This is a genomic window from [Haemophilus] ducreyi, from assembly GCF_900109315.1.
Classification (GTDB): domain Bacteria; phylum Pseudomonadota; class Gammaproteobacteria; order Enterobacterales; family Pasteurellaceae; genus Haemophilus_B; species Haemophilus_B ducreyi.
The window spans coordinates 58,183-83,238 of record NZ_FOJC01000002.1; the positions used below are offsets into that span (position 1 = coordinate 58,183).

The following is a 25,056-nucleotide window of genomic DNA, read 5'->3' on the forward strand; positions in this document are numbered from 1 at the left end:
TAAAAAGCTTTCTCAGTAATATGCTCTCGACATCTTATTCCTCCTTATGTTGTTCATCGGTGAAACTGTAAGTTGAGATCTTGTTTGCAGTTTGGGAGGAGGAGTGACTCATTTCCTTTTAGTTTTGCTTTTGTTTTTTTGTTTTATTTGTCTCCTTTTATAGAACAGTAATTCATTTTAAGAATTAGAACAAAAGAATTTTCCCCCGTAGTTTTCTACGGGGTTTCTTTTTTTTATAGGGTCTATTTTATAAACATTGAAATGGATTCTAAATGCCCCGTATGTGGAAACATATCAATCACTGCTGATTTTGCGATTTTATAGCCATGCCTAATGAGTTTTTCAGCGTCACGCACTAAAGTCGCTGGATTACACGAAATATAAATAATTCGCTCTGGTGTTAATGCCATTAAATGATCTAAACAAAACAAGGCGCCGTGACGAGCGGGATCGAGTAATACTTTATTAAAAGGTTGTGTAGCCCAATGTTGATCAACAAAAGATTCTGCTAAATTAGTTTGGTAAAATGCTATATTGTTTAACCCGCTAGTTTGCTGATTTATTTTGGCTTGCTTGACCATTTCCTCCACACCTTCTACTCCAACTACAAAACCCGCTTGTTGTGCAATCGGTAGACTGAAATTGCCTATGCCACAGAATAAATCAAGAATGCGATCTTCTGCTGTAATTGCTAGCCATTCTAACGCTTTATTAACCATTTTTTGATTTAACGGCTGATTAACTTGAATAAAATCACGAATGCAAAAATGTAATGTTAGCCCGTTAATTTGGTAATAAGGTGCTTCACCGCAAAGATGTTCAATGTGATTCTCATCACACATTAAATAAAGCGACAGCTGTTCTGTTTTTGCAAAATTGAGCAACATTTGCTGATCTTGAGCATTTATTTTTCCTATATGGCGAACCAACATCGCTCGCGTATTATCAGCGTTAACTAGTTCAATATGGCCTAATGCTTTTTTCATTTTCCAGCCAGCAAATAAGTGTTGTAGTTTGGGCAGTAATGTAGAAAGCGGTTGTTCTAGTACTTCACAGTCAGTAAGCGGAATAATTTGATGAGTATTTTGCTGACGAAACCCAATCATTAATTGATTATGTTGTATTGCCATACTTAATTTTGTTCGGCGACGATAATGTTTATCTTGACCGCTAATCATCGGTTGCCAATCAATCGGCTCTGTTTGCAAACGTTGTAATTGCTTAAAGAATGCCTGTTGTTTGGTTTGGCGTTGTACATCAAGCTTAATATGTTGCATTTGGCATCCCCCACATTGTGGGTAGCTGATACAACTCGGTTGCTGACGAAGTGGAGAAGCCTGTAATATTTTGTTGGCTTTTGCTCTACCATATTGGCGTTTTTCTTCAATCACGTGAATTAACACTTGTTCATTAGGCAAAGCGTTTTCGATAAACCACGTTTTGCCATTGATTTTAGCTACACCTAATCCTTGGTAATCCAGTGAGTGGATATTAATAATTTGTCTAGCGGTCGTTTTGCAACAGTTTTTGGCAGTCTGTTTTGCTGTTTTTCAGAGTAAAAAATCGCCATCGTTTATTTAAAAGGTATAAATGAATTTGGAATAAAGGAGCGGTATTATATATGAAAAAGTAGTTAATATGATTTCAAATGTAGAGATAGCGCTTATTGCAAGTATTTTTTGTGTTAATTTTGTAAATTAGTTGCATAATCAGACCGCTGAAAACGGAAAAATTTGTTAAAATAATACGAAATTTATCCGTCATAAATGTGAAAGAGAGATAATAATGTTCATAATAGGTCAACGTTGGATTAGTGAATCAGAAAATAATTTGGGCTTAGGGATAGTAACAGCGCGAGATAATCGTACGGTAACGATTCGCTTCCCTGCCGCTGAAGAAGAACGTATTTATGCTTTAGCGGTTACGCCATTAATACGCGTGCAGTTTCAAAAAGGCGATCGAATTAATTGCATTGACGGTTGGCAATTAGATGTAGAAGACGTTTTAGATAATCAAGGCTTTGTTATTTACTTAGGCAGCCGAGTAGATAATGGCGAACAAGTGGCATTACCTGAAATGCAATTAGATCATAAAGTCTGTTTTAGCAAGCCTCAAGACCGCTTATTTTCTGCGCAAATAGACCGCTCAGATCGTTTTGCATTACGTTATCGAGCCTTACAACATCAACAAGCACAATTTCAATCGCCTTTACGCGCTATGCGCGGTATTCGTGCCAGCTTAATTCCTCATCAATTACATATTGCCAAAGAAGTCGGGCAACGCGTAGCACCAAGAGTGCTATTAGCAGATGAAGTAGGCTTAGGTAAAACGATTGAAGCCGGTATGATTTTACAGCAACAATTATTTTCTGGACGGGTTGAACGTGTATTAGTGTTGGTGCCCGAAAGCTTGCAACATCAATGGTTAGTGGAAATGTTGCGCCGTTTTAATTTGAACTTCTCTTTATTTGATGAAGAACGTTGTAGTGATTTTGATAAAACTGATGAAGACGGCAATGATATCAGCGAAAATCCTTTTGAGAGTGAAGCCCTTGTCATTGCTTCAATTGATTGGTTAGAAAAGGCCACAACTCGCGCCACTCAAGTGCTCTTAGCGGATTGGGATTTATTAATTGTAGATGAAGCGCATCATTTAGTTTGTTCTGCTACAGAATCAAGCCAAGCTTATCAATTTGTGGCACGACTAGCGAAAAAAATAACCGCTGTATTATTGTTAACGGCAACGCCCGAGCAGCTTGGCCTAGATAGCCATTTTGCCCGTTTAGCGTTGCTAGATCCTGACCGCTTTTATGATTATGCAACCTTTATTGCAGAACAAAAAGCGTATAAGCCTGTTGCTGATGCCGTAGCAAATCTATTGAATGATAAACCCTTAAATGATATGGCAAAAAATGCAATTGCAGAATTGTTAAGTGAACAAGATACAGAACCAATGTTCAAAATCATTAACAGTGAAAAATCAGCAGAATCAGACCGCTTACAAGTTCGTCAAGAGCTGATTAATGCATTAATTGATCGGCATGGGACTAGCCGTGTGTTATTCCGCAATACTCGACAAGGCGTTAAAGGTTTTCCGCATCGAGTTTATCATCAAATTACCTTAGAAATGCCAGACCAATATGCAAATGCCTTAAACGTAAGGGCTATGATGGGAAGCATGGAACCACAAGATCATTTTTATCCTGAACGCCTATATCAACGCCTAAACCTACAGGCGCCAATGGGTAACCGTTGGGAGGATTTTGATCCGAGAATAGCATGGTTAATGACGTTCTTGAAAAATCATCGCGATGAAAAAGTATTAATAATTTGTAAACAAGCGGAGATAGTTATCACATTAGCACAAGTTTTGCGTGAACGGGAAGCCATTCGAACCGCGGTTTTCCACGAAAATATGACGATTGTCGAACGCGATCGTGCTGCGGCTTATTTTGCACAAATAGAAGAGGGCGCACAGGTGTTGATCAGTTCTAGTATTGGTTCAGAAGGGCGTAATTTTCAGTTTGCGCATAATTTAGTGCTATTTAATTTACCAGATAATCCAGATTTACTAGAGCAGAGTATTGGTCGATTGGATCGTATCGGGCAAAAAAATGATATACAAATTTATGTCCCTTGTTTTAAAAACTCAATGCAGATAGTGTTAGCGGAATGGTATCACCGTGGCTTAAATGCCTTTGAAGAGGCTTGTCCGATGGGCAGTAATTTATTCGCTGAATTCAGTGAAACATTACAATCCTTTTTTAATGATCCTCAAGCGACTGGTTTTGAAGAATTTATTGCAAAAACCAGTAAACGTCGCCAACAGCTAAAAATGGAATTAGAACAAGGGCAAGATCGCTTATTAGAATTGAATTCAAATGGTGGTGAAATAGCCCAAGCATTGGCTGAAGCTATTGCTCAAGAGGATAATAATCCACACTTGGTAAATTTTGCTTTAAATTTGTTTGATATCATCGGTTTAGAACAAGAAGATTTAGGCGAAAAATTGATCGCATTGAATCCAACAGGGCATATGCTAGTGTCTGATTTTCCAGGCTTATCCGAAGAAGGAACAACGATTACATTTGATCGCCAACTAGCATTAATGCGAGAAGAGATAGAACTGTTAACCTGGGATCATCCAATGATTCGCCATGGCATTGATTTAATTACTTCAGGTGATATTGGCAAGTGTGCTATTTCATTATTAATTAATAAAAATTTACCAGCCGGCACATTATTGCTTGAAGCGATTTATGTAGTAGAAGCACAAGCACCAAAGAGTTTAAATCTGACTCGTTTTTTACCGCCAACCCCGGTTAGGGTATTGCTTGATAGCAAAGGCAATGATATGGCGTCACAAGTGGCTTTTACCAGTTTAGAAAAACAGTTGAAGCCAGTGAATAAACAGATGGCAAATAAAATTGCTAAAATGGCACAAACACAAATTAAAAAATTGATTACGCTCAGTGAACAAAAAATCGAAACCAAAGCACAAGCAATCATCATAGCCGCAAAACAACAAGCGGATAATGTATTAAGTGCAGAGTTACATCGTCTGACGTCACTACAAGCGGTGAATAAAAATATTCGAGCCGATGAAATTGAATTATTAGAGCATTTGAAAGTAGAATCACTTGCACAACTGACTCAAGCAAATTGGCGGTTAGATAGTTTACGTGTAATTGTGAGCAATAAAGCATAACAGCGGCGTAAAACAAGCACCTTTCTGCGGTAACTATTCATTCGAGAACATGTAATATGGCATTAATAGAATATCATCCACCACTTAATCCTTTTTTAGAGGAAGTGTATCGCGATAATCATATTGTCGTGATTAACAAGCCTAGTGGTTTATTATCTGTCCCGGGCAATCGACCAGAATATTACGATAGCGTCATGACCCGAGTGCAACAAAAGTATGGCTTTGCTGAACCAGCGCATCGTTTAGATATGGCAACGAGCGGTATTATTTTATTAGCTTTAAGCAAAGTGGCAGAGAAAGAACTTAAACGGCAGTTTCGAGATCGAGAACCCAAAAAACATTACATTGCTTTACTGTGGGGGAAGTTAGGTGATCGGGTAGGGCAAACGGGAGAAATTAATTTTCCACTTATTTGTGATTGGGAAAATCGACCGCGACAAAAAATTTGTTATGAGCGTGGTAAAAAAGCAACAACACATTATGAAGTGCTTGAACACTTAGCCAATAACACTACGCGCGTCAAATTTACGCTAATTACTGGCCGTTCACATCAATTAAGAGTACATTCATTAGCATTAGGCCATCCGATTATTGGTGATAAATTTTATGCGAACCCGTTAGCGAAAAGTTTAGCGCAGCGTTTATGTTTACATGCAGAAAGTTTGACGATTGCTCATCCGATTTCTGCTGAATTGATTACTTTTAATACAGAACCCACTTTTTAAATGGGTAAACTAAGCTAAATATATTTAAGCTTTACAATTTAATATCTTTACTTTTTGGTATAAATGTTTTACACTACAATCAGTTTATGACAATTAGTCCTGTTATAAGCTCGTCATCCAAATGACTTAAAATTTTATTCATCTAATCTTTGGCTAGGGTAAAACCTAGCCTTTTTTTATATTGTTAAGTGGTGAGTAACGATTTGTAATAACGCCAATTAAAATATTGGCCAGGATCAATTTTTCTACCGGGAGCAACGTGACTATGGCCAACAATCCGATCGATCGTTATTTGAGGGTATTCAGCCATAATGGCTTGAGTTAATTGTGCCAAAGATTGGTATTGTGCTTCAGTAAAAGGGTGATTATTACTACCTTCTAACTCAATACCGATTGAATAATCATTACATTTTTCGCGCCTCTCGAAACTAGAAACGCCCGCATGCCAAGCGACATCGTTAAAATTCACATATTGGGTAATTTCACCTTTACGATTGATTAAACAATGTGCCGATACGCGTAAATCTTTAATTTGTGCAAAAGAAGGGTGAAGCGATGAATCTAACTTGCCTTGAAAAAATTGATCAATAAAAGGCTGACCAAATTGATCAGGCGGTAAACTAATATAATGAATAACGAGTAATGAAATATCATCTATTTTCGGACGCGCATTAAAATGTGGAGACGGAAGTTGTCTTTGTTGAACAAGTGTGCCATTTTTAATCATTAATTGCATATATCACCTTGGGAGTGTTTTTCAATGAGGTTACGTGTTAGAATTAGTCAATTAAATTTGAAAAAAGTTAGATAAAATTATGCTTAGTTATCGCCATAGTTTCCACGCAGGTAATCACGCGGATGTTGTCAAACATATTGTACAACTGTTGATTTTACAATCATTAAAGCAAAAAGATAAAGGCTTTTTATATCTAGATACTCACGCAGGTGTTGGGCGTTATAGTTTATTCAGTGCAGAATCTGAAAAAACCGGTGAATATTTAGCCGGTATTGCACGCCTTTGGCAACGTATCGATTTACCTGAAGAAATTGCCTTTTATATTGAGGAGCTGAAAAAAGTAAATAAAGGGGAAAAATTACGTTATTACGCAGGCTCACCTTTGCTAGCAGTTAATCAATTACGTCCTCAAGACCGGGCAATTTTAACTGAATTACATCCACACGACTTCCCATTATTACGTCAAGAATTTGCTAAAAAAGAGAATGTAATAACTAAACGTGAAAATGGTTTTCAACAACTAAAAGCCGCTTTGCCTCCCAAAGAACGGCGAGGGTTTATATTGATTGATCCGCCTTATGAGTTAAAAGAAGATTATGAACAAGTCGTCAGTGCGGTTCAAGCGGGCTACAATCGCTTTACAACAGGCATATATGCTATTTGGTATCCCATAGTCAGGCGTCAACATACTAAACGAATTATACGAGGTTTGTGTGACAGTGGCATTCGCAAAATTTTGCAGATTGAATTTGCAGTACGGCCTGATTCAGATCAACGTGGTATGACGGCTAGCGGTATGATTGTGATTAATCCGCCTTGGCAATTAGCGAGTCAGATGCAGAAAATTTTACCTTATTTAACAGAAGTTCTCGTACCAGAAGGAACAGGATCTTGGGTTGTTGATTGGATTTCACCAGAATAAATGATCCCCCTAGTTGTTGTGGCTAGGGGATTTTTTTGCCATTTTTAAGCTAATAGTGAGCTTAAATTGCCCGCTTAGCTTATATTTTGAGAGGAATTGAAATGGAACAATATAAATATGATTTTATTGAATTTGCTTTAAGTCGCGATGTATTAAAATTTGGTGAATTTACTTTAAAATCAGGCCGCATAAGTCCTTATTTTTTTAATGCGGGCTTATTTAATACGGGACGTGATCTAGCAAAGTTAGGTGAATATTATGCAACAGCGATTCAAGCCAGCCAGATTGAATATGATGTCTTGTTTGGGCCCGCTTATAAAGGTATTCCGATCGCCACTACAGTAGCGGTTGCTTTAGCCAATCAATTTGCCATTGATAAACCTTGTTGTTTTAATCGAAAAGAAGCCAAAACGCATGGAGAAGGGGGACAATTAATTGGCGCAGTTTTACAGGGTAAAATTTTATTGGTAGATGATGTGATTACAGCCGGCACAGCAATTCGCGAATCAATGCAATTAATTAAATTAAATCAAGCCAGTTTAGCTGGTGTAATGATTGCCTTAAACCGCCAAGAGAAAGGAAATGGCGAATTATCAGCTATTCAAGAAGTTGAACGAGATTATGCTTGCCAAGTGCATTCAATTATTAATTTTGATGATTTAGTTTATTTCATCGAACAATCAGCTAAATACGCGCCTTACTTAACTAAAATGCGAGAATATCGAGCTAAATATGGTGTTTAGCGACATTTTTTTCACAATGTAACATAAAATTGCATAAATTAGCCCGCTTGCTAAGCCTGTTTTTTTATACAGTTTTGTGCTATGCTATTTGAACAACACTTCCTAGTATATTACGAGGAATTTTTTATGGTTAGCAAGGTAGATTTTAGGTAGAAGCAAATTATGATTGGACGTTTATACGGAAAAATTATTGAGAAACAGCCCCCCGAGATGGTTATTGATGTACAGGGCATAGGCTATGAAGTTTTATTACCTATGACCAGTTTTTACCATTTACCCCAAGTCGGTGAAGAAACCACTATTTTTACTCATTTAGTCGTACGTGAAGATGCGCATTTATTATTTGGTTTTGCCCAAAAGCAAGATCGCACCTTGTTTCGTGAATTAATTAAAACGAATGGTGTTGGGCCTAAATTAGCGCTTGCTATTTTATCCGCAATGTCTGTTGTGCAATTTGCCAATGCGGTTGAGAACGAAGAACTGGTTAAATTAACTAAAATTCCAGGTGTTGGACGTAAGACCGCTGAACGATTATTAGTTGAATTAAAAGGCAAGTTTAAAGGAATAGCACAAACGGATTTCTTTGTAGAGCATTCACACGAAACGATGGTTGCCACCTATGAAATAGATGCTTCAGAAGAAGCGCGTGATGCTCTCCTTGCATTAGGTTATAAGTTAACCGATGCAGAGAAAATGATCAAAAAAGTGCATAAATCCGGTGCAACCAGTGAACAACTCATTCGCGATGCACTAAAAGCATCACTATAAAATCTTAATAGGCTATGTGAGCCTAATTGCTATTTATATCGAAAACTATTACCAAATGATTGAAGCAGACAGAATAATTAGTGCCTCGCTACAGCGAGAAGAAGAAGTCGTTGATCGCGCTATCCGCCCCAAATTATTAACCGATTATGTTGGTCAGCCATCAGTAAGAGAGCAGATGGAAATTTTTATCAAAGCGGCCAAATTACGCCATGAAGCGCTTGATCACTTACTGATTTTTGGCCCTCCCGGCTTAGGAAAAACGACCTTAGCGAATATTGTTGCTAATGAAATGGGCGTTAATATTCGAACAACCTCTGGACCAGTATTAGAAAAAGCGGGTGATTTAGCCGCAATGTTAACCAATCTAGAGCCGTATGATGTTTTATTTATTGATGAAATTCACCGCTTATCACCGGCTATTGAAGAAGTGCTTTATCCTGCGATGGAAGATTATCAATTAGATATTATGATTGGTGAAGGCCCTGCGGCGCGTTCGATTAAATTAGATTTACCACCTTTTACCCTAGTGGGCGCAACCACGCGTGCCGGTTCATTAACTTCACCATTACGTGATCGTTTTGGTATTGTACAGCGGTTAGAATTTTATAATGTGGACGATTTAACTTCCATCGTCAAACGCAGTGCCGCGTGTCTAAATTTGAATCTATCAGCGGATGGCGCTTATGAAGTTGCGCGACGTTCGCGTGGTACACCGCGGATTGCCAACCGTTTATTACGTCGAGTTAGAGATTATGCAGATGTTCGCAATAATGGCGTCATTACTTCAGAGATTGCTAAACAAGCATTAGTGATGCTTGATGTTGATCCGCAAGGATTTGACTTTATGGATATCAAGTTATTGCAGGCGATTGTTGAACGTTTTGATGGTGGGCCTGTGGGTTTAGATAACCTTGCAGCGGCAATTGGTGAAGAACGTGAAACCATTGAAGATGTATTGGAGCCTTATCTAATTCAGCAAGGTTTTTTACAACGAACACCCCGAGGGCGGATTGCCACCACAAGAACTTATGCACATTTAGGTATAAGTTTGAGTGAATAAAATAGCTATTATTGCATCATAGCATGAAAAAAAGCCCGCTTGAAATGATATAAGCGGGCTTTTTTTATAGAGTTAATTGATTAGATGGCTAAATCAAACGCATAGAATGCGACTAAGGCAATTGCAATAAAGATAGTACCAATATTGAGCTGTTTGAATTCACCCGCAATAATGCGACCAATCACTAATGTTGAAAAACCTAGCATAATACCTGTAACAATATTTGCAGTTAATACAATAAACACGGCGCAAACTAAGCCAGCCATTGCACTAATAAAATCATTAAAATCTAATTTTGATACGTTACTTAACATTAATAAACCAACATACATTAACGCTGGTGCAGTAGCATAACCCGGCACTAAAAATGCGAGTGGTTGAAAGAATAGCATCAGTAAAAAACCGATCCCCACTACCACGGCAGTTAAACCAGTTTTACCGCCTACGGCAGTTCCTGCGGCAGATTCAATATAAACAGCAGCAGGCGCAGTACCAAATAACCAGCAAGAATAGAACCAAATGAATCTGCAGTTAATGCACGCCCACCATTAATAATTTGGCCATCTTTATCTAATAAATTCGCTTGACCTGCTACTGCACGAATTGTGCCTGTTGCATTAAAAATAGCGGTCATTACTAACGCGAATACGACCGGTAAAATAGCCGTATTGAGTGCACCACTAATGTTTAAATTTAAGAATTGTGAATTATCACCAAAACTTGGCATTTTAAAGAAGCCGGTATAGTTAACATTTGGATCAAACATTAAACCAATCACAGTAATTGCAATAATGGCCCATAAAATAGAACCTTTCGCTTTTAAACGTTCTAAACCAATGATAGCAGTTAAACCTAATAATGCCATCATCACAGGGAATGAAGTGAAATCGCCCATTTTTACGGGTAAACCAGCTTGATTACTTACTACTAAGCCAACACGGTTGGCAGCAATTAATAATAGGAATAAACCAATCCCAATACCGGCACCATGTGCAATGCTTATCGGCAGATTACGTAAAATCCAAGCGCGTACACCAGTAATTGAAATTAGGGTAAAAATCAGACCCATTAAAAAAATGGCACCTAATGCCACAGGGATTGAAATGCCTTGTCCCAACACCAAACTAAAGGCAGTAAAAGCGGTTAATGAAATAGCACAGCCAATTGCCATAGGCACATTTGCCCATAAGCCAATAATAATAGAACCTAAGCCAGACACTAGACAGGTTGCAATAAAGACCGATTCAGCAGGAAAACCGGCTTGACTAAGCATTCCCGGTACAACAATCACGGAATAGACCATTGCTAAGAAAGTGGTTAAGCCAGCAATAATTTCTTGGCGGGCAGAGGAACCACGTTCTTCAAATTTAAATAAAGACATAACGACCTCAAAGAAGTAAGGATGAAAATCATTTCAAGGGGCTGGATTGTACAGAAGAATAAACAGATAAGCAAACGCGTGCTTTGAATGTTTTAAGCTAAGCGGGCTATTTTAATTAGGTTATTTCAAAATAGACCGCTTATAAGGTATAAATTATTTTGCTACGGATAGCTGGCTAAATCTTTATCAATGTAATATAACGCTTTACCATCTTCACCTAATAAATTGAATTTATTTAAGATCGTATTAAATAAGAATTCTTCTTCGTGTTGTTCTGCAACATACCATTGTAAAAAATTGAAAGTGGCATAATCTTTCATTTCAAAAGCAGTATCAACTAATTGATTAATTTTAGTGGTAATATACTTTTCGTGTTCTAAGACCATTTCAAATAATGCTTTAAGGGAAGCATATTCAGCAATTGGCGCCTCAATAGCCGCAATCTCAACAGATGAACCTGTTTCATTCAAATAACTGAACAAGCGACGCATATGTTGCATTTCTTCTGTGGCGTGCGCTTTTAAAAATTTAGCCGCACCCGCAAAGCCATTTTTATCTGCCCAAGCAGACATTTGTAGATAAAAATTAGAGGAATAAAGCTCTAGATTTAATTGCTCGTTCAAACGTTGAACCATATTTTGCGGTAACATTATGCTGCTCCTTGTGATTGTTCTAACTCTTCTAAATCTTTATCAATGAAATAAAGTGATTTTTTACCTTCGCCTGCAACAGAGAACTTGTCTAAAATTTCACTAAATAATTTCTCTTCTTCGTGTTGTTCTGCAACATACCATTGTAAGAAATTAAATGTTGAATAATCTTTGGCGGCGGAAGTGGCTTCCACTAATTCATTAATTTTAGCGGTTACGTGTTTTTCGTGTGTTAACACCATATCGAATAACGCTTTTAATGATGGATAATCTGCTTGTGGCGCATCTATTTTACCTAGTATCGGCAAACTACCTGTTTCACTGACATAGTTGAATAGTTTTTGCATATGGGCTAATTCTTCATCAGCATGGCTCAGTAAAAAGTGTGCTGCGCCCTCAAAACCATTTTTTGAGCACCAAGCAGACATTTGCAGATAAAGGTTAGAAGAGTAAAACTCTAGATTGATTTGTTCATTGAGCTTGTCAACGATAGCTTGCTGTAACATATTTTTTCCTTTCCTTTTGCTTGAAAGTTTAGATGAATGAGAGCTAATTTCATTTCGAAATGCAGATACGACAAAGGGGCAGAATATTCTACCCCTTTCATTAGCCACTAAATTATATACACTAATTTAATAAAATGCTATTACTATAATAATCAGTAATCAATAAATGATTGTTGATCCGCGCCTTCTTTTTCCACCACCGGCTTGATCATATGTTCACGATCTAAACCTAATTGTAATGCCACCCCAATCGCGACATAGATAGATGAATAAGTACCAAAGCCAATACCAATTAATAAGGCAAGTGAAAAGCTATGGATTGTTGGACCACCGAATAAAAATAATGCCAAGACTACAAATAGCGTGGTGATTGACGTCATTAGTGTACGAGAGAGCGTTTGGCTTAATGAAATATCAATGATCTCTATCGAAGTTACTCGGCGAATTTTACTGAAGTTTTCGCGGACACGGTCAAAAACTACGATCGAGTCATTCAATGAATATCCTACAACGGATAAAATTGCGGCTACAAACGTTAGATCAATTTCAATCTGTAAAAATGAAAACAAGCCAACAGTAACTAACACATCGTGGAATAGGGCTAAGATACCACCAATTGCTAAGCGGATTTCAAAACGTGTACCAACGTAAAGCAATAACATTCCAAGCGTTGCCAACGTAGCCCAAATGGCACCTTGTGTTAATTCTTCACCAACATTGGGGCCGACAAACTCAACGCTTTTAATGATAGCATTAGCATCAAGATCGCGATGGACTAAATCCATTATCTTATTACCTAATGACATATCACCCGCTGAGGCAGGTAAGCGAATCATTAATTCTTTTTGACTTCCAGTTGTTTGAACTAACGCACTTTCATAACCATTTTGCTTAAGTAAGGTTCTGATTTCAGCTAAATTGACAGGTTGTGAGAAAGTCGTTTCGATCACTGTCCCACCGGTAAAATCTAACCCCCAGTTAAAGCCTTTGGTCACAATGGAAAATATACATAATCCAGTAACAATAAATGAGAATAAAAAACCGAAATAACGGTATTTCATAAATGGAATTAATTTATATGGCAGTTTAATGTCTGACATATCTTTTTCTTGTTGAATAGCTGACATTTATACCGCCTTAAATCCAAAGTTTTTTGACACGTTTACCGCCATATATCCAGTTGACTAACATCCGTGTTCCAGTAATTGCAGTGAACATTGAAATCATCACACCTAATGCTAGAGTAATTGCAAAGCCTTTTACCGGGCCTGTACCAACAGAATACAACACTAAAGAAGTCAGTATGGTGGTTAAGTTAGAATCGAAAATTGAGGTAAATGCGCCATTATAGCCTTCATTAATGGCTTGTTGAATAGAACGGCCATTGCGGAGCTCTTCTTTAATCCGCTCATAAATCAATACGTTGGCATCAACTGACATACCTACGGCGAGGATAATACCGGCAATACCTGGCATGGTTAAGGTTGCACCAATTAATGACATTAAGCCAATCGTTAATACCATATTTACGAGTAATGCTGCAGTAGCAAAAATACCAAAAACTTTATAGTAAATTAAACAGAATACAATGGTTAAAATTAAGCCATATATACCCGCTTCCATTCCTCTTGCTACATTATCAGCACCCAAAGAAGCCCCTATGGTTCGCTCTTCAACAATAACAATCGGAGCAATCAAGGCGCCAGAACGTAACAATACTGCTAGATTTTGTGCTTCTGCCGTAGAGTCAATACCCGTAATTTGGAATTGACTACCAAGACGTGAGTTAATCGTTGCTACATTAATTACTTCTTCATGTTTTTCTAAAATAACTTTGCCATTTGCATCTTTACGACCAGAATCTTTAAACTCGCTATACAGCGTTGCCATCGGTCTGCCAACAGCACTTTTGGTAATATCTGCCATCATATTACCGCCTTTTGCATCAAGATGAATACTTACTTGTGGTAAGCCACGCTCATCTTTGCCAAAAGTTGCATCGACAATATGTTCACCACCAAGTGAAGGTTTACGGCGCAATACAACGGCACGTCCATCACGTGTATGTTTTAGTTCAGAATCAGCAGGCACAATACCTCGTGTAGCAGATTCAACATTTGCTTCAGCATTGACTAAACGAAACTCAAGGGTTGCAGTTGCACCTAATAACTCTTTGGCACGCGCAGTATCTTGCACACCAGGCAATTCAACCACAATTCGATCAGCACCTTGACGTTGAATAGTTGGTTCAGAAACCCCTAATTCTTCAACACGTTTGCGTAAAATAGATAAGTTTTGTTCAATTGCAGTATCACGAGATTTAGCCAGAGTTGCTTCTGAAGGGGTAAACGCAACTTCAGAAGCGGTAATAAACTTGGTTTCAAGATATGCGTGATTACGTTTAATAAAACGCGCCGCTTTTTCAGCAGTATCATTGTTAGCAAATTCAATCTGCGTGGTAAAATTATCCCCTTTTTTGATCGCTTTATACTGTAATTTTTCTTTGCGTAATTCAGTACGTAAACTATCTTGTAGGGTTTCTTGTTGCTTAACTAATGCGGTATTCATATCAACTTCCATTAAGAAGCGAACGCCACCACGTAAATCTAAACCTCGTTTCATTGGGCTACCGCCAATGTCGCTTAGCCAAACAGGCGTAGCAGGAGCAAGGTTTAATGCAACGGAGAATTTATCACCTAATACTTCAGAAATTTTTTCTTTTGCAGGTAGTTGTTGTTCATCATTAGTTAAGCGGACCAAAATAGAGCCGTTCTCAAGAACGGCTGACTTTGGTGTAATATTCATCGATGACAACGTTTCTTGCACATGCGCGAGCGTTTCGCTCGAAGCTTCTTGACCACGTGTACCTGAAATTTGTACAGAAGGGTCTTCGCCATATAAGTTTGGAAGAGCATATAAGCCACCGATGATAATCACAAAGATGATCATCAGATTCTTCCATAATGGGAAACGGTTTAACACAATAGATCCCCTAAAATAGGAAAATTAAGAAAGCGCTTTCATTTGACCTTTCGGCAATACAGCAACGATATAGTTGCGTGAAATAACAACTTCAGTTGTATCGTTTAAAGCAATCACAACATTTTCACTGTCAGAACTTACTTTAGTAATACGACCGATTAAACCGCCATTTGTTAATACTTCATCGCCTTTTGCTAAGCTAGCAAGTAAATCGCGTTGTTGTTTTTGGCGTTTCGCCTGTGGGCGATAAATCATAAAGTAGAAAATTAAACCAAAAATAGCCAAAATAAAAATCATTTCTAATCCGCTACCTTGTTGCATAAAATCTCCTTAAAATCAATACATTATAGTTTTAAAAAATAGAAGGCCAAATCAATGAGGATATGAAGAGCCTAACATAGCACATCGATGGATTTTTGGCAAAGTTTGATCGTCTATTTGGCTTTCAACATCGCGATATAATTACAGCTAACGTCATTATTTAACCAAAATTTTTCAGTTAACGGGTTAAAGTGATAGCCTTTCATTTCCTTACATTCTAGGCTGGCTTGATCACACCAGGTTAATAATTCCGCAGGCTTAATAAACTTTTCAAATTCATGTGTGCGTTTGGGCAACATTTTCAATAAGTATTCTGCGCCAATAATCACCAACATATAAGCTTTTAGCGTACGATTGATCGTAGATAAAAACAGCACACCATCTGGCTTTAATAACGCTTTACAACTTTGAATTACGGAGAGTGGATCGGGTACGTGTTCTAACATTTCCATACAAGTCACCACATCAAATTTTTCTGCGTTACAAGCGGTATGATTGAGGCGTAAATCTTCAACCGTCGTTTGTTGATAATGTATAGTTAACTCATTCTCAATTGCGTGTTGTTTGGCAATTTCTAGTGGCTCAGTTGTCATATCAATACCTGTGACAATTGCACCTGCCTGTGCCATTGCTTCACTTAAAATACCGCCACCACAACCAACATCTAACACTTTTTTGCCAAATAAACCATTTGCTTTTGTTTGGATATAATTAAAACGTAAGGGATTTAGCAAAAGAATTGGTTTAAAACTGCCATTCGGATCCCACCAAGAGTGGGCCATCTGCTCAAATTTTGATAGTTCTTGCTGATCAACGTTGTGCATAATCTATTCCTTCAATGAATTTACCTATACTATAACGCATTTAGTTTAAAAGGAAAATTACGGATGACTAGAATTAATCTTGTTCCACCCGCTGAATTATGTGATCAACATTTACTGGCTGAACATAGAGAATTAACACGCATACCCAATACCATTGCTAAAGGTAAATTTAAATTAGCGGGGCAGCCTAGTGATTACAAATTAGGTGAAGGACACGTCCGCTTCTTCTTTAATAAATTAGCCTTTTTAAAACAACGCTATGATGCTTTGCACGAAGAATGTTTGGCTCGAGGTTTTAATGTGCAATACTTTTGGACAGAAGATTTACCACAAGATCCTGCACTTTGGTTAGATTACCAACCTACAGAAAATGCTTTAAAAATCAATCGAGCAAGAATTGCTGAACGAATGCCAGCAAAAGTACGTTTCACACAAAGAAAATGACCGCTTATTCCCCCTTTTTACTCGATTTTATGCTATACTTCGACAAATTTTTTTCCTCTATTTTGCTGAAAAGGCTAGAGGTCTCTTTTTATAAACGTGATTAGGAAATTTCAATGAGCGAATTAGCCAAAGATATTACTCCCGTCAGTATTGAAGACGAATTAAAAACGTCTTATCTAGACTATGCGATGTCAGTGATTGTAGGCCGTGCATTACCAGATGTGCGTGACGGCTTAAAACCGGTACACCGCCGTGTATTATTCTCAATGGATCGAAACAGCAATACCTTTAACAAACCGCACGTCAAATCAGCACGCGTGGTTGGTGATGTAATCGGTAAATATCACCCGCACGGTGATTCTGCTGTTTATGACACCATTGTCCGCATGGCACAGCCTTTCTCGCTCCGCTATATGTTAGTCGACGGCCAAGGTAACTTTGGTTCAATTGACGGTGATGCACCGGCAGCAATGCGTTATACCGAAGTTCGTATGCAGAAAATTACTCAGGAATTATTGACTGATTTAGACAAAGAAACGGTCGATTACTCGCCAAACTATGATGGCAAAGAAATGATTCCTGATGTATTACCCACTAAAATTCCCACGTTATTGGTTAATGGGTCTTCTGGTATTGCCGTGGGTATGGCAACCAATATTCCACCGCATAATCTAAATGAAGTATTAGACGGTTGCCTTGCTTATATTGAAAATGATCAACTTAGCATTGAAGAATTAATGCGATTTATCCCAGGCCCAGACTTTCCAACGGGAGCCATTATCAATGGTAGTAAAGGGATTGAAGATGCTTATCGTACAGGACGAGGTAAAGTTTATGTACGCGCAAAAGCAACAGTCGAAAAAACGGAAAAAAATCGTGAACAGATTATTGTCACTGAATTGCCATATCAAGTGAATAAAGCCAAATTGATCGAAAAAATTGCTGAATTAGTCAAAGACAAAAAAATAGACGGAATCAGTAGTATTCAAGATCACTCTGATAAAAAAGGCATCTCAATTGTGATTGAGATAAAACGAGATGCCGTCGGTGAAGTGGTCTTAAATCACTTATATTCATTGACACAAATGCAAGTCACTTTTGGTATTAATATGGTGGCATTAGATCATGGTCAACCAAAAGTATTAAATCTCAAACAAATTATTGAAGCCTTTGTTAAACATCGGCGTGAAGTAGTGACGCGCCGTACAATTTTTGAATTACGTAAAGCACGTGAAAGGGCGCATATTTTAGAAGGACTCGCGATTGCCTTAGCTAATATAGATCCAGTGATAGAATTGATCCGCCAGTCAAAAACTGCGGAAGAAGCCCGCTTAGCATTATTGGATCGCGCTTGGTCATTAGGCAATGTTGCTCCAATGTTAGAAGCGGCGGGAGTTGACGCCTCTCGACCGGAAGATTTAGCGGTTGAATTAGGGGTACATAATGGCGAATATCATTTATCTGAAGCTCAAGCACGCGCTATTTTAGAATTACGTTTACACCGCTTAACCGGCTTAGAACACGAAAAAATTGTTGATGAATACAAACAATTATTAACGGAAATCGGTGAATTATTACACATCTTAAACAATGCTGAACGTTTAATGCAAGTTATTCGTGAAGAATTAGAAAAAGTTAAAGCAGAATTTGGTGATGAACGTCGCACTGAAATCACTGCTGCCTCAGGCGATATCAATTTAGAAGACTTAATTGCACAAGAAGATGTAGTCGTAACCCTCTCACACGCAGGCTACGTTAAATATCAACCGCTATCTGACTATGAAGCGCAACGCCGAGGCGGTAAAGGTAAATCTGCAACTAAAATGAAAGAAGATGATTTCATCGAAAAATTACTAGTAGCAAATACGCACGACACCATTCTTTGCTTCTCAAGCCGTGGTCGCTTATACCAATTAAAAGTTTACCAACTACCACAAGCCAGTCGAGGAGCAAGAGGCACACCAATTGTCAATATTCTACCGCTTGTTAAAGAAGAAAATGAACGAATTACTGCCATCTTACCTATTCCAAAAGGCGAATTTTCAACAGATAGATTTATTTTTATGGCAACCGCAAGTGGTATCGTCAAGAAAGTCTGTTTAGATGCATTTAGTCATATACGCTCAAGCGGTCTAATCGCGTTAAAACTTCGCGAAGGAGATGAATTAATCGGCGTAGATATTACTGATGGCGGCAGTGAAATTATGTTGTTCTCTGCGCAAGGTCGGGTAGTACGCTTTGCAGAAAAAGCAGTTCGCTCAATGGGCAGAACCGCAACAGGCGTTCGCGGTATTAAGCTTGCCACAAGCGACATACTTGCCGATGATATAGAAGATACTGAAATTATTGAAATTGAGCAGGAAGAAACAGAAGATAATACCGCCGTCAATCTAAACACCGATCGCGTAGTATCATTGGTCATCCCACGAGCAGATATAGCAACTAGTGGCGATATTCTAACTGTAACAGAAAACGGCTATGGTAAACGCACCGTCTTAACCGAATACCCAATCAAATCCCGTGCAACTAAAGGTGTTTTATCAATTAAAGTGAATGAACGTAACGGTAAAGTAGTTGCTGCCGTACAAGTAGATGAATTAGATCAAATTATGTTGATTACTGATGCGGGCACCTTAGTTCGAACACGCGTTGCCGAAGTCAGTTTAGTGGGTCGAAACACACAAGGTGTACGGATTATCCGTACCGCCGAAGATGAAAAAGTTGTTAGCCTTGAACGCCTTTGCGAACCCGAAGAGGATGAAAGTAACGAACTACAGCGCGACACCGAAGTAATAGAAACTTCAACTGAAGCATAACATAAAACAAATAAGCGGTCGTTTTTTCAGAATATTAAGCAAATTTTCAGAAAAATCGACCGCTTTTAAAATGAAAGAAGCAATATTCCCATTCGAATGTATTAAAGACATTACACAATATATTTTGACTTTCAAACAAAAAACACACCACTTAAACACGATGGAGAAAGGCTTTAATCTTTAAGGTAATGTTCGCAATAAGTAAATGCCTTTATTGAGAAATTTAAAGGTATCGGTGGAAATATTTAGATAATTAGGTTTATAAAATGGCATTATTGAATTTATCTAACGCCTATTTAGGCTTTGGTGATTATCCTTTATTGGATCATTGTGAGTTGCATATTGAAGCAGGTGAACGCGTCTGTTTAGTTGGGCGTAATGGCGCAGGTAAATCGACGCTGATGAAAGTTTTAGCAGGTGAAATACAGCTTGATGATGGTCGCTTGATTTTAGAAAAAGATATTGTGGTTACTCGCCTTGAGCAAGATCCGCCTCGTCATATCCAAGAAACGGTATTTAATTATGTGGCAGAGGGGATTGCGCATTTGAGTCAATTATTGAAGGAATATCATTATATTTCACAACAGATGTTGACAGAGTATAGCGATGAGTTGTTGGCGAAATTATCAGCAGTACAAATACAGTTAGAACATAATAATGGTTGGCAATTTGAGAGTCGGATTCAAGACACGCTTAAATTACTTGAGCTTGATCCAGATAAAAAATTATGTGAGTTATCGGGCGGTTGGGTGCGTCGAGCTGCTTTAGCCCGTGCGTTGGCGGCTGATCCTGATATTCTGTTATTAGATGAGCTGACCAACCATTTAGATGTGGAGGCGATTACGTGGTTGGAAGCGTTATTGCTTAATTTCAAAGGATCGATCATTTTTATTTCGCACGATCGTTCGTTCATTCGTAAGATGGCCACGCGGATTGTGGATTTGGATCGCGGTAAATTAATTTCTTATCCGGGCAATTATGATCTGTATTTGACGACTAAAGCGGAAGATTTACGGGTAGAAGCCTTACAAAATGAGTTGTTTGATAAAAAATTAGCACAAGAAGAGGTTTGGATTCGTCAAGGCATTAAAGCACGCCGAACGCGGAATGAAGGACGGGTCAGAGCCTTGAAGAAATTACGTGAAGAACGGCGAAATCGGCGTGAATTACAAGGTTCGGCAAAAATCCAATTAGATACGACCGCTCGTTCGGGTAAAATTGTGTTTGAAATTGAAAATGCTAGCTATGAGATTGAAGGTAAAACGTTGCTGAATAATTTTTCTGCGACGATTCAACGAGGCGATAAAATTGCCTTAGTTGGAGCTAATGGTTGTGGTAAAACGACGTTAATTAAATTGTTACTTGGGCAATTACAGCCAACTAGCGGGTCGATTCGGTGTGGTACTAAATTAGAAGTGGCTTATTTTGATCAGTATCGAGCCGAGTTAGATCTGGAAAAAACGGTTATGGATAATGTAGCGGACGGTAAACAGGATATTGAAGTAAATGGTGTAAAACGTCATGTTTTAGGCTATTTACAAGATTTCTTATTTCCCCCTAAGCGTGCAATGACTCCGGTAAAAGCATTATCGGGTGGTGAACGTAACCGTTTATTGTTAGCTAAATTGTTACTTAAGCCAAATAATTTACTGATTCTAGATGAGCCAACCAATGATTTAGATGTAGAAACGTTAGAATTGTTGGAAGAGTTGTTGGCTGATTATCAAGGCTCTTTGTTAATTGTTAGCCATGATCGTCAATTTATTGATAATACTGTCGAAGAATGTATTTTCTTTGAAGGCGATGGTGTGTTGAATAAGTATATTGGTGGTTATTTTGATGCTAAACAACAGCAAATAAATTCTCAGGTAATGCAGGAAAAAATGGCAGTTAAGCGGGCGGAAACGGTTGAAAATTTGCCCGCTGATTTAGCAAAAGTAGCGGTGCAAACAAAAAAAACGGATAAGAAAGTGAAACTTTCTTATAAAGAACAGCGAGAACTTGATGATTTACCCGCTAAAATGGAAGCGCTAGAGAATGAGATTAGCGTTTTGCAAATGGAAGTAAATAGTGCAGATTTCTTTAGTCATGATCAACAATATACCCAAACACAATTGCAGAAGCTGGCAGAAGCTGAAAATGCTTTAGAGATAGCATTTGAACGCTGGGAGCAGTTAGAAAATATCAAGAATGGCAATGGCTAGCGGGCTAATTTGTTTAAAAATTTGTAAGTAATGAGAATAGATGGAACGAATAGATAATTATGAACGGCGGTTTGGTGGCATTGGGCGGTTATATATGGTAGAGGGCTTGGCTGTATTGCGCCGTGCACATATTTGTGTAATTGGTATTGGTGGCGTGGGATCTTGGGTCGTGGAAGCGTTAGCGCGTTCGGGCATCGGTAACATTACGATGATCGATATGGACGATATTTGTGTAACCAATATCAATCGTCAAATTCATGCTATGACGGGTACAGTGGCCCAGCTGAAAACAGAGGCAATGAAACAACGTGTGTTGGGCATAAATCCAGAATGTGTGGTAGATATTATTGATGATTTTATTACGCCAGAAAATATCCCAGATTATTTAAATCGATCTTATGATTATGTGATTGATGCGATTGATTCAGTCAAGACTAAGGCGGCGTTAATTGTTTATTGTAAGCGGTATAAAATTAAATTAATTACCATCGGTGGTGCAGGCGGGCAAACGGATCCTAGTCAGATTCAAATCGCTGATTTAAGTAGGACAATTCAAGACCCATTAGCGTCAAAAGTGCGATCGTTATTACGTAAGCAATATCATTTTAGTCAGAATCCGAAACGAAAATTTGGTATTGATTGTGTGTTTTCTAGTCAACCATTAATTTTCCCTCAAATGGAAGAGGGGTGCCAAGTGTCTGCGAGTATGAATTGTGCTAATGGTTTTGGTGCCGTGACGATGGTGACTGCGACGTTTGGTTTTTTTGCGGTTAGTCGAGTGATTGATAAATTATTGCATCGATAATAGCTTGATTTTTTAATCATGATTAAAAAATGGCGATCATTTGATTGATCGCCATTTTTATCGACCGCTTGTGGTTTGAGCTATTGACTGTAATACGTTTGCCGTTGATCTTAAAAAACAGACAGTTGAAGTGTATAGACGTTTAATGATAAATTTTGGCAGTAATGACTAATTAGTGATAGGATAGCATTATTTTTATGAAATATATGCGGGCTAGATGTATGGTATTGGGCTAGCAAAAATCGTTAAACATTACCATAATGAAGGGCATCAATTGCAGTAGTGTGTAAAAAATATGATATGAATGTATTAATTACTTATCCGGCGTCACGGGCACAAAAGTTAGTAGAAATGTGTCAACAACACCGTATTTTTGCTATTTATCAGCCAATATTCAATGTTGAATTAAGCGCGGATTTACTTGATTTGCCGTCAGCAATGTCTCGTTTAAATGCGGGAGATAATGTTATTATTTTATCAAAAGAAGCCTTTGATTTTGCTTGGCAGACATTAGCGGATACCGGCTTTGCTTATCGCGCAGATTTAAATTATTTTGTCGCCGATAAATATCTTGCAGCTTATGTGACAGCCAAGACAACACGGCCTGTGCATTATCCTGATACTGAACAGTGCAATCAGTTATTGCAATTGGGTAAATTGCCACAGTTAACCGATAAAAAAGTATTAATTCTTTGTGCTGAAGAGCAACGAGGTTTATTTCAAAATCAGCTCGCGGAAGCTAAACAAGTTCAGTATTTAGCCTGTTATTATCATAAACATATTGAACAACTGACGGCACAGTTAAGCTTAGCTAAGCGGGCAGGAATTGATACAATTTTGATTGAAAATGAAGATGTTTTATTGACTTTATATGAACAAATAGCCGCAGAGGACTGTCAGTGGTTAGTGAAAACGCGTTTAGTTGTTATCAGTCAGAATATTGCAAAGATTGCTGAAAAACTCGGATGGCAGTCTGATCACGTGGTTATTGCAGGACAAACGGATAATCAAACTCTGTTAAATATAATGTTAACATTTATCAATAAAGCTAATTAAGGTGGGTATATGCCAAAAGATAAACAGCAGATTGAACACGATAAACAAATGGCAGAGGAAGCCATTATAACAGATCAACAAGCGGTAGATGCTTCGCAAGAAGTTGAAAAAGATTTAGCTAAATCGACCGATTATTTAGCGAAAGAGGAGATAAGTGTGGATCAAACTAAACCCAAAATGATGAGTGAGAAAAAATCGACCGGTAAAGGCATTGCTTTTTTAGCCGTATTAATTGCGATCGCAGTCAGTGGAGTAAGCTATTATTTAACGAATGAGAAGTTGAATCACCTAACACAATTTGTCACTAAAGCAACACAAGATCGCGAAAATATACCGCTTGAATTACCTAATTTTGAGGTTGAAAAAGCACAGCTAGATGAATTATCCAGTATATATAAAAAATCATTGGAACGAATTGAACAACTCGAACAAGAACAAGCGGCTTACACTAACAAAATTGATAGTTTACAAGCACAATTAAGTAAATTAAGTGGTATTGCACAATCTGATTCAGTGATTTGGAAATTATCAGACGCTGATTTTTTGCTTAATAATGCGTTACGTAAAATGGTGCTTGATAATGATATTGATACCACTAAAAAATTATTACTAGAGGCAGATACCGTATTAGCACAAGTGCCAAATGACAAAGTAGCAGACATACGAGAAGCGATTAGAAATGACTGGGAGCTACTAGCCAGTATGAATGTAGTGGATCAAAATAGCTTGATGCAACAACTAACGACATTAGCAAATAGTTTAGATGATTTACCGATGCTGTCTAGTGGGCCTACAGAAGATGATCCGATTACCAATAGCAAAGTGAGTGATTCGATTAATGATTGGCAACAAAATCTTGAAAAGAGTGCAAGTTCATTCTTAGACCATTTTATTCGTGTCACGGATCGTAACAAAGCAGATGCCAAAGTATTTATTGCACCGAATCAAGAAATTTATTTACGCGAAAATATCCGCTTACGGTTACAAATTGCTATTTTAGCCGTGCCACGTCAGCAAAATGAATTATATAAACAGTCGATTGATGCTGTTAGCACTTGGATTCGTAGCTATTTTGATACGCATAATGAGAATGTGAAAAACTTCTTAAAAGAATTAGATGATTTAGCTGAACAATCTGTTTATATTGATGCGCCAAACCGCTTAGGAAGTTTAGTTTTACTTGAACAATTACTGAATAAAACCCCAAAAGCGATCGATAAAATTGAAATAAAAGCTGAAAAAGCGTTGCCTGAGCCGACAGACAGTGAAGTTAAAAAAGGTGAAGCAAATGCAGAAGCTATCGCTGAGAATGAATCAACCGAAGCAAATCATTCAGCAGTTGAAATGGACGTAGAATCAGAGGCTTATCCATCATCTGAATCAGCCGAGCAAACGGCTCAATAGGA

19 protein-coding genes and 2 pseudogenes are annotated in these 25,056 nt (G+C 38.0%); 12 read left to right on the forward strand and 9 right to left on the reverse strand.

Annotated features, from left to right (window positions below):
- Nucleotides 1–242: 242 nt before the first annotated feature.
- Nucleotides 243–1,570 (reverse strand): annotated as a pseudogene (gene rlmD / locus BMX01_RS01545) (23S rRNA (uracil(1939)-C(5))-methyltransferase RlmD).
- Nucleotides 1,571–1,785: 215 nt separating this feature from the next.
- On the opposite strand from rlmD, the gene rapA reads away from it, so the two are divergent.
- Together rapA and rluA are read left to right on the forward strand one after the other, a co-directional pair.
- Nucleotides 1,786–4,707: an RNA polymerase-associated protein RapA gene (gene rapA / locus BMX01_RS01550; RefSeq protein WP_074647634.1), complete on the forward strand. Its 2,922-nt coding sequence runs from the start codon at nt 1,786–1,788 to the stop codon at nt 4,705–4,707.
- A 56-nt stretch (nt 4,708–4,763) separates the two neighbouring features.
- Entirely contained in the window at nt 4,764–5,432 is a 669-nt protein-coding gene (rluA, locus tag BMX01_RS01555) for a bifunctional tRNA pseudouridine(32) synthase/23S rRNA pseudouridine(746) synthase RluA (RefSeq protein ID WP_064082764.1), read from the forward strand.
- 184 nt (nt 5,433–5,616) lie between these two features.
- On the opposite strand, the gene ampD is transcribed toward rluA, so the two are convergent.
- A complete protein-coding gene (gene ampD / locus BMX01_RS01560; RefSeq protein ID WP_064082765.1) occupies nt 5,617–6,168 on the reverse strand; it encodes a 1,6-anhydro-N-acetylmuramyl-L-alanine amidase AmpD in 552 nt (183 codons plus the stop codon).
- A gap of 79 nt (nt 6,169–6,247) precedes the next feature.
- On the opposite strand from ampD, the gene BMX01_RS01565 reads away from it, so the two are divergent.
- The 4 genes from BMX01_RS01565 (at nt 6,248) to ruvB (ending at nt 9,661) form a co-directional block, all read left to right on the forward strand.
- Nucleotides 6,248–7,090, forward strand: a complete 843-nt coding sequence (locus tag BMX01_RS01565; protein WP_064082766.1) for a 23S rRNA (adenine(2030)-N(6))-methyltransferase RlmJ — start codon at nt 6,248–6,250, stop codon at nt 7,088–7,090.
- 101 nt (nt 7,091–7,191) lie between these two features.
- Entirely contained in the window at nt 7,192–7,833 is a 642-nt protein-coding gene (gene pyrE / locus BMX01_RS01570; RefSeq protein ID WP_064082767.1) for an orotate phosphoribosyltransferase, read from the forward strand.
- 162 nt (nt 7,834–7,995) lie between these two features.
- Nucleotides 7,996–8,601 (forward strand): Holliday junction branch migration protein RuvA, encoded by a 606-nt coding sequence (ruvA, locus tag BMX01_RS01575; protein WP_064082768.1) that lies wholly within the window; start codon nt 7,996–7,998, stop codon nt 8,599–8,601.
- A gap of 55 nt (nt 8,602–8,656) precedes the next feature.
- The gene (gene ruvB / locus BMX01_RS01580; RefSeq protein ID WP_064083046.1) at nt 8,657–9,661 is read left to right on the forward strand and encodes a Holliday junction branch migration DNA helicase RuvB; all 1,005 of its coding nucleotides are present in this window, start codon (nt 8,657–8,659) and stop codon (nt 9,659–9,661) included.
- Nucleotides 9,662–9,741: 80 nt separating this feature from the next.
- On the opposite strand, the pseudogene BMX01_RS01585 reads toward ruvB, so the two are convergent.
- From BMX01_RS01585 to ubiG, 7 genes and pseudogenes are all read right to left on the reverse strand, one after another.
- Nucleotides 9,742–11,042: pseudogene (locus BMX01_RS01585) on the reverse strand (NCS2 family permease).
- Nucleotides 11,043–11,203: 161 nt separating this feature from the next.
- Nucleotides 11,204–11,692: a non-heme ferritin gene (gene ftnA, locus BMX01_RS01590; protein ID WP_010945539.1), complete on the reverse strand. Its 489-nt coding sequence runs from the start codon at nt 11,690–11,692 to the stop codon at nt 11,204–11,206.
- Nucleotides 11,692–12,198, reverse strand: a complete 507-nt coding sequence (ftnA, locus tag BMX01_RS01595; protein WP_010945538.1) for a non-heme ferritin — start codon at nt 12,196–12,198, stop codon at nt 11,692–11,694. Before ftnA (BMX01_RS01595) ends, ftnA (BMX01_RS01590) begins: the two co-directional genes overlap by 1 nt.
- A gap of 152 nt (nt 12,199–12,350) precedes the next feature.
- Nucleotides 12,351–13,325: a protein translocase subunit SecF gene (secF, locus tag BMX01_RS01600; RefSeq protein WP_064082769.1), complete on the reverse strand. Its 975-nt coding sequence runs from the start codon at nt 13,323–13,325 to the stop codon at nt 12,351–12,353.
- Nucleotides 13,326–13,335: 10 nt separating this feature from the next.
- Nucleotides 13,336–15,180 carry a protein translocase subunit SecD gene (secD, locus tag BMX01_RS01605; RefSeq protein WP_074647637.1) on the reverse strand — a complete coding sequence of 615 codons (1,845 nt, stop codon included), beginning with the start codon at nt 15,178–15,180 and terminating at the stop codon, nt 13,336–13,338.
- Nucleotides 15,181–15,204: 24 nt separating this feature from the next.
- Nucleotides 15,205–15,501, reverse strand: a complete 297-nt coding sequence (gene yajC / locus BMX01_RS01610; RefSeq protein ID WP_064082771.1) for a preprotein translocase subunit YajC — start codon at nt 15,499–15,501, stop codon at nt 15,205–15,207.
- Nucleotides 15,502–15,614: 113 nt separating this feature from the next.
- Nucleotides 15,615–16,325, reverse strand: a complete 711-nt coding sequence (gene ubiG / locus BMX01_RS01615; protein ID WP_064082772.1) for a bifunctional 2-polyprenyl-6-hydroxyphenol methylase/3-demethylubiquinol 3-O-methyltransferase UbiG — start codon at nt 16,323–16,325, stop codon at nt 15,615–15,617.
- Between the two features lie 63 nt (nt 16,326–16,388).
- Here ubiG and BMX01_RS01620 point away from each other — a divergent pair, with 63 nt between their 5' ends.
- From BMX01_RS01620 to BMX01_RS01645, 6 genes are all read left to right on the forward strand, one after another.
- The gene (locus BMX01_RS01620) at nt 16,389–16,769 is read left to right on the forward strand and encodes a pyrimidine dimer DNA glycosylase/endonuclease V (RefSeq protein ID WP_010945533.1); all 381 of its coding nucleotides are present in this window, start codon (nt 16,389–16,391) and stop codon (nt 16,767–16,769) included.
- Between the two features lie 113 nt (nt 16,770–16,882).
- Nucleotides 16,883–19,585: a DNA topoisomerase (ATP-hydrolyzing) subunit A gene (gene gyrA / locus BMX01_RS01625; RefSeq protein WP_064082773.1), complete on the forward strand. Its 2,703-nt coding sequence runs from the start codon at nt 16,883–16,885 to the stop codon at nt 19,583–19,585.
- A 266-nt stretch (nt 19,586–19,851) separates the two neighbouring features.
- Complete coding sequence (locus tag BMX01_RS01630; RefSeq protein WP_064082774.1) at nt 19,852–21,789, forward strand: ABC transporter ATP-binding protein; 1,938 nt, start codon at nt 19,852–19,854, stop codon at nt 21,787–21,789.
- 40 nt (nt 21,790–21,829) lie between these two features.
- Nucleotides 21,830–22,594 carry a tRNA cyclic N6-threonylcarbamoyladenosine(37) synthase TcdA gene (tcdA, locus tag BMX01_RS01635; protein WP_064082775.1) on the forward strand — a complete coding sequence of 255 codons (765 nt, stop codon included), beginning with the start codon at nt 21,830–21,832 and terminating at the stop codon, nt 22,592–22,594.
- 282 nt (nt 22,595–22,876) lie between these two features.
- Complete coding sequence (locus tag BMX01_RS01640) at nt 22,877–23,650, forward strand: uroporphyrinogen-III synthase (RefSeq protein ID WP_126497620.1); 774 nt, start codon at nt 22,877–22,879, stop codon at nt 23,648–23,650.
- 9 nt (nt 23,651–23,659) lie between these two features.
- Nucleotides 23,660–25,054 carry a uroporphyrinogen-III C-methyltransferase gene (locus BMX01_RS01645; protein WP_064082777.1) on the forward strand — a complete coding sequence of 465 codons (1,395 nt, stop codon included), beginning with the start codon at nt 23,660–23,662 and terminating at the stop codon, nt 25,052–25,054.
- The last annotated feature ends 2 nt before the right edge of the window (nt 25,055–25,056 follow it).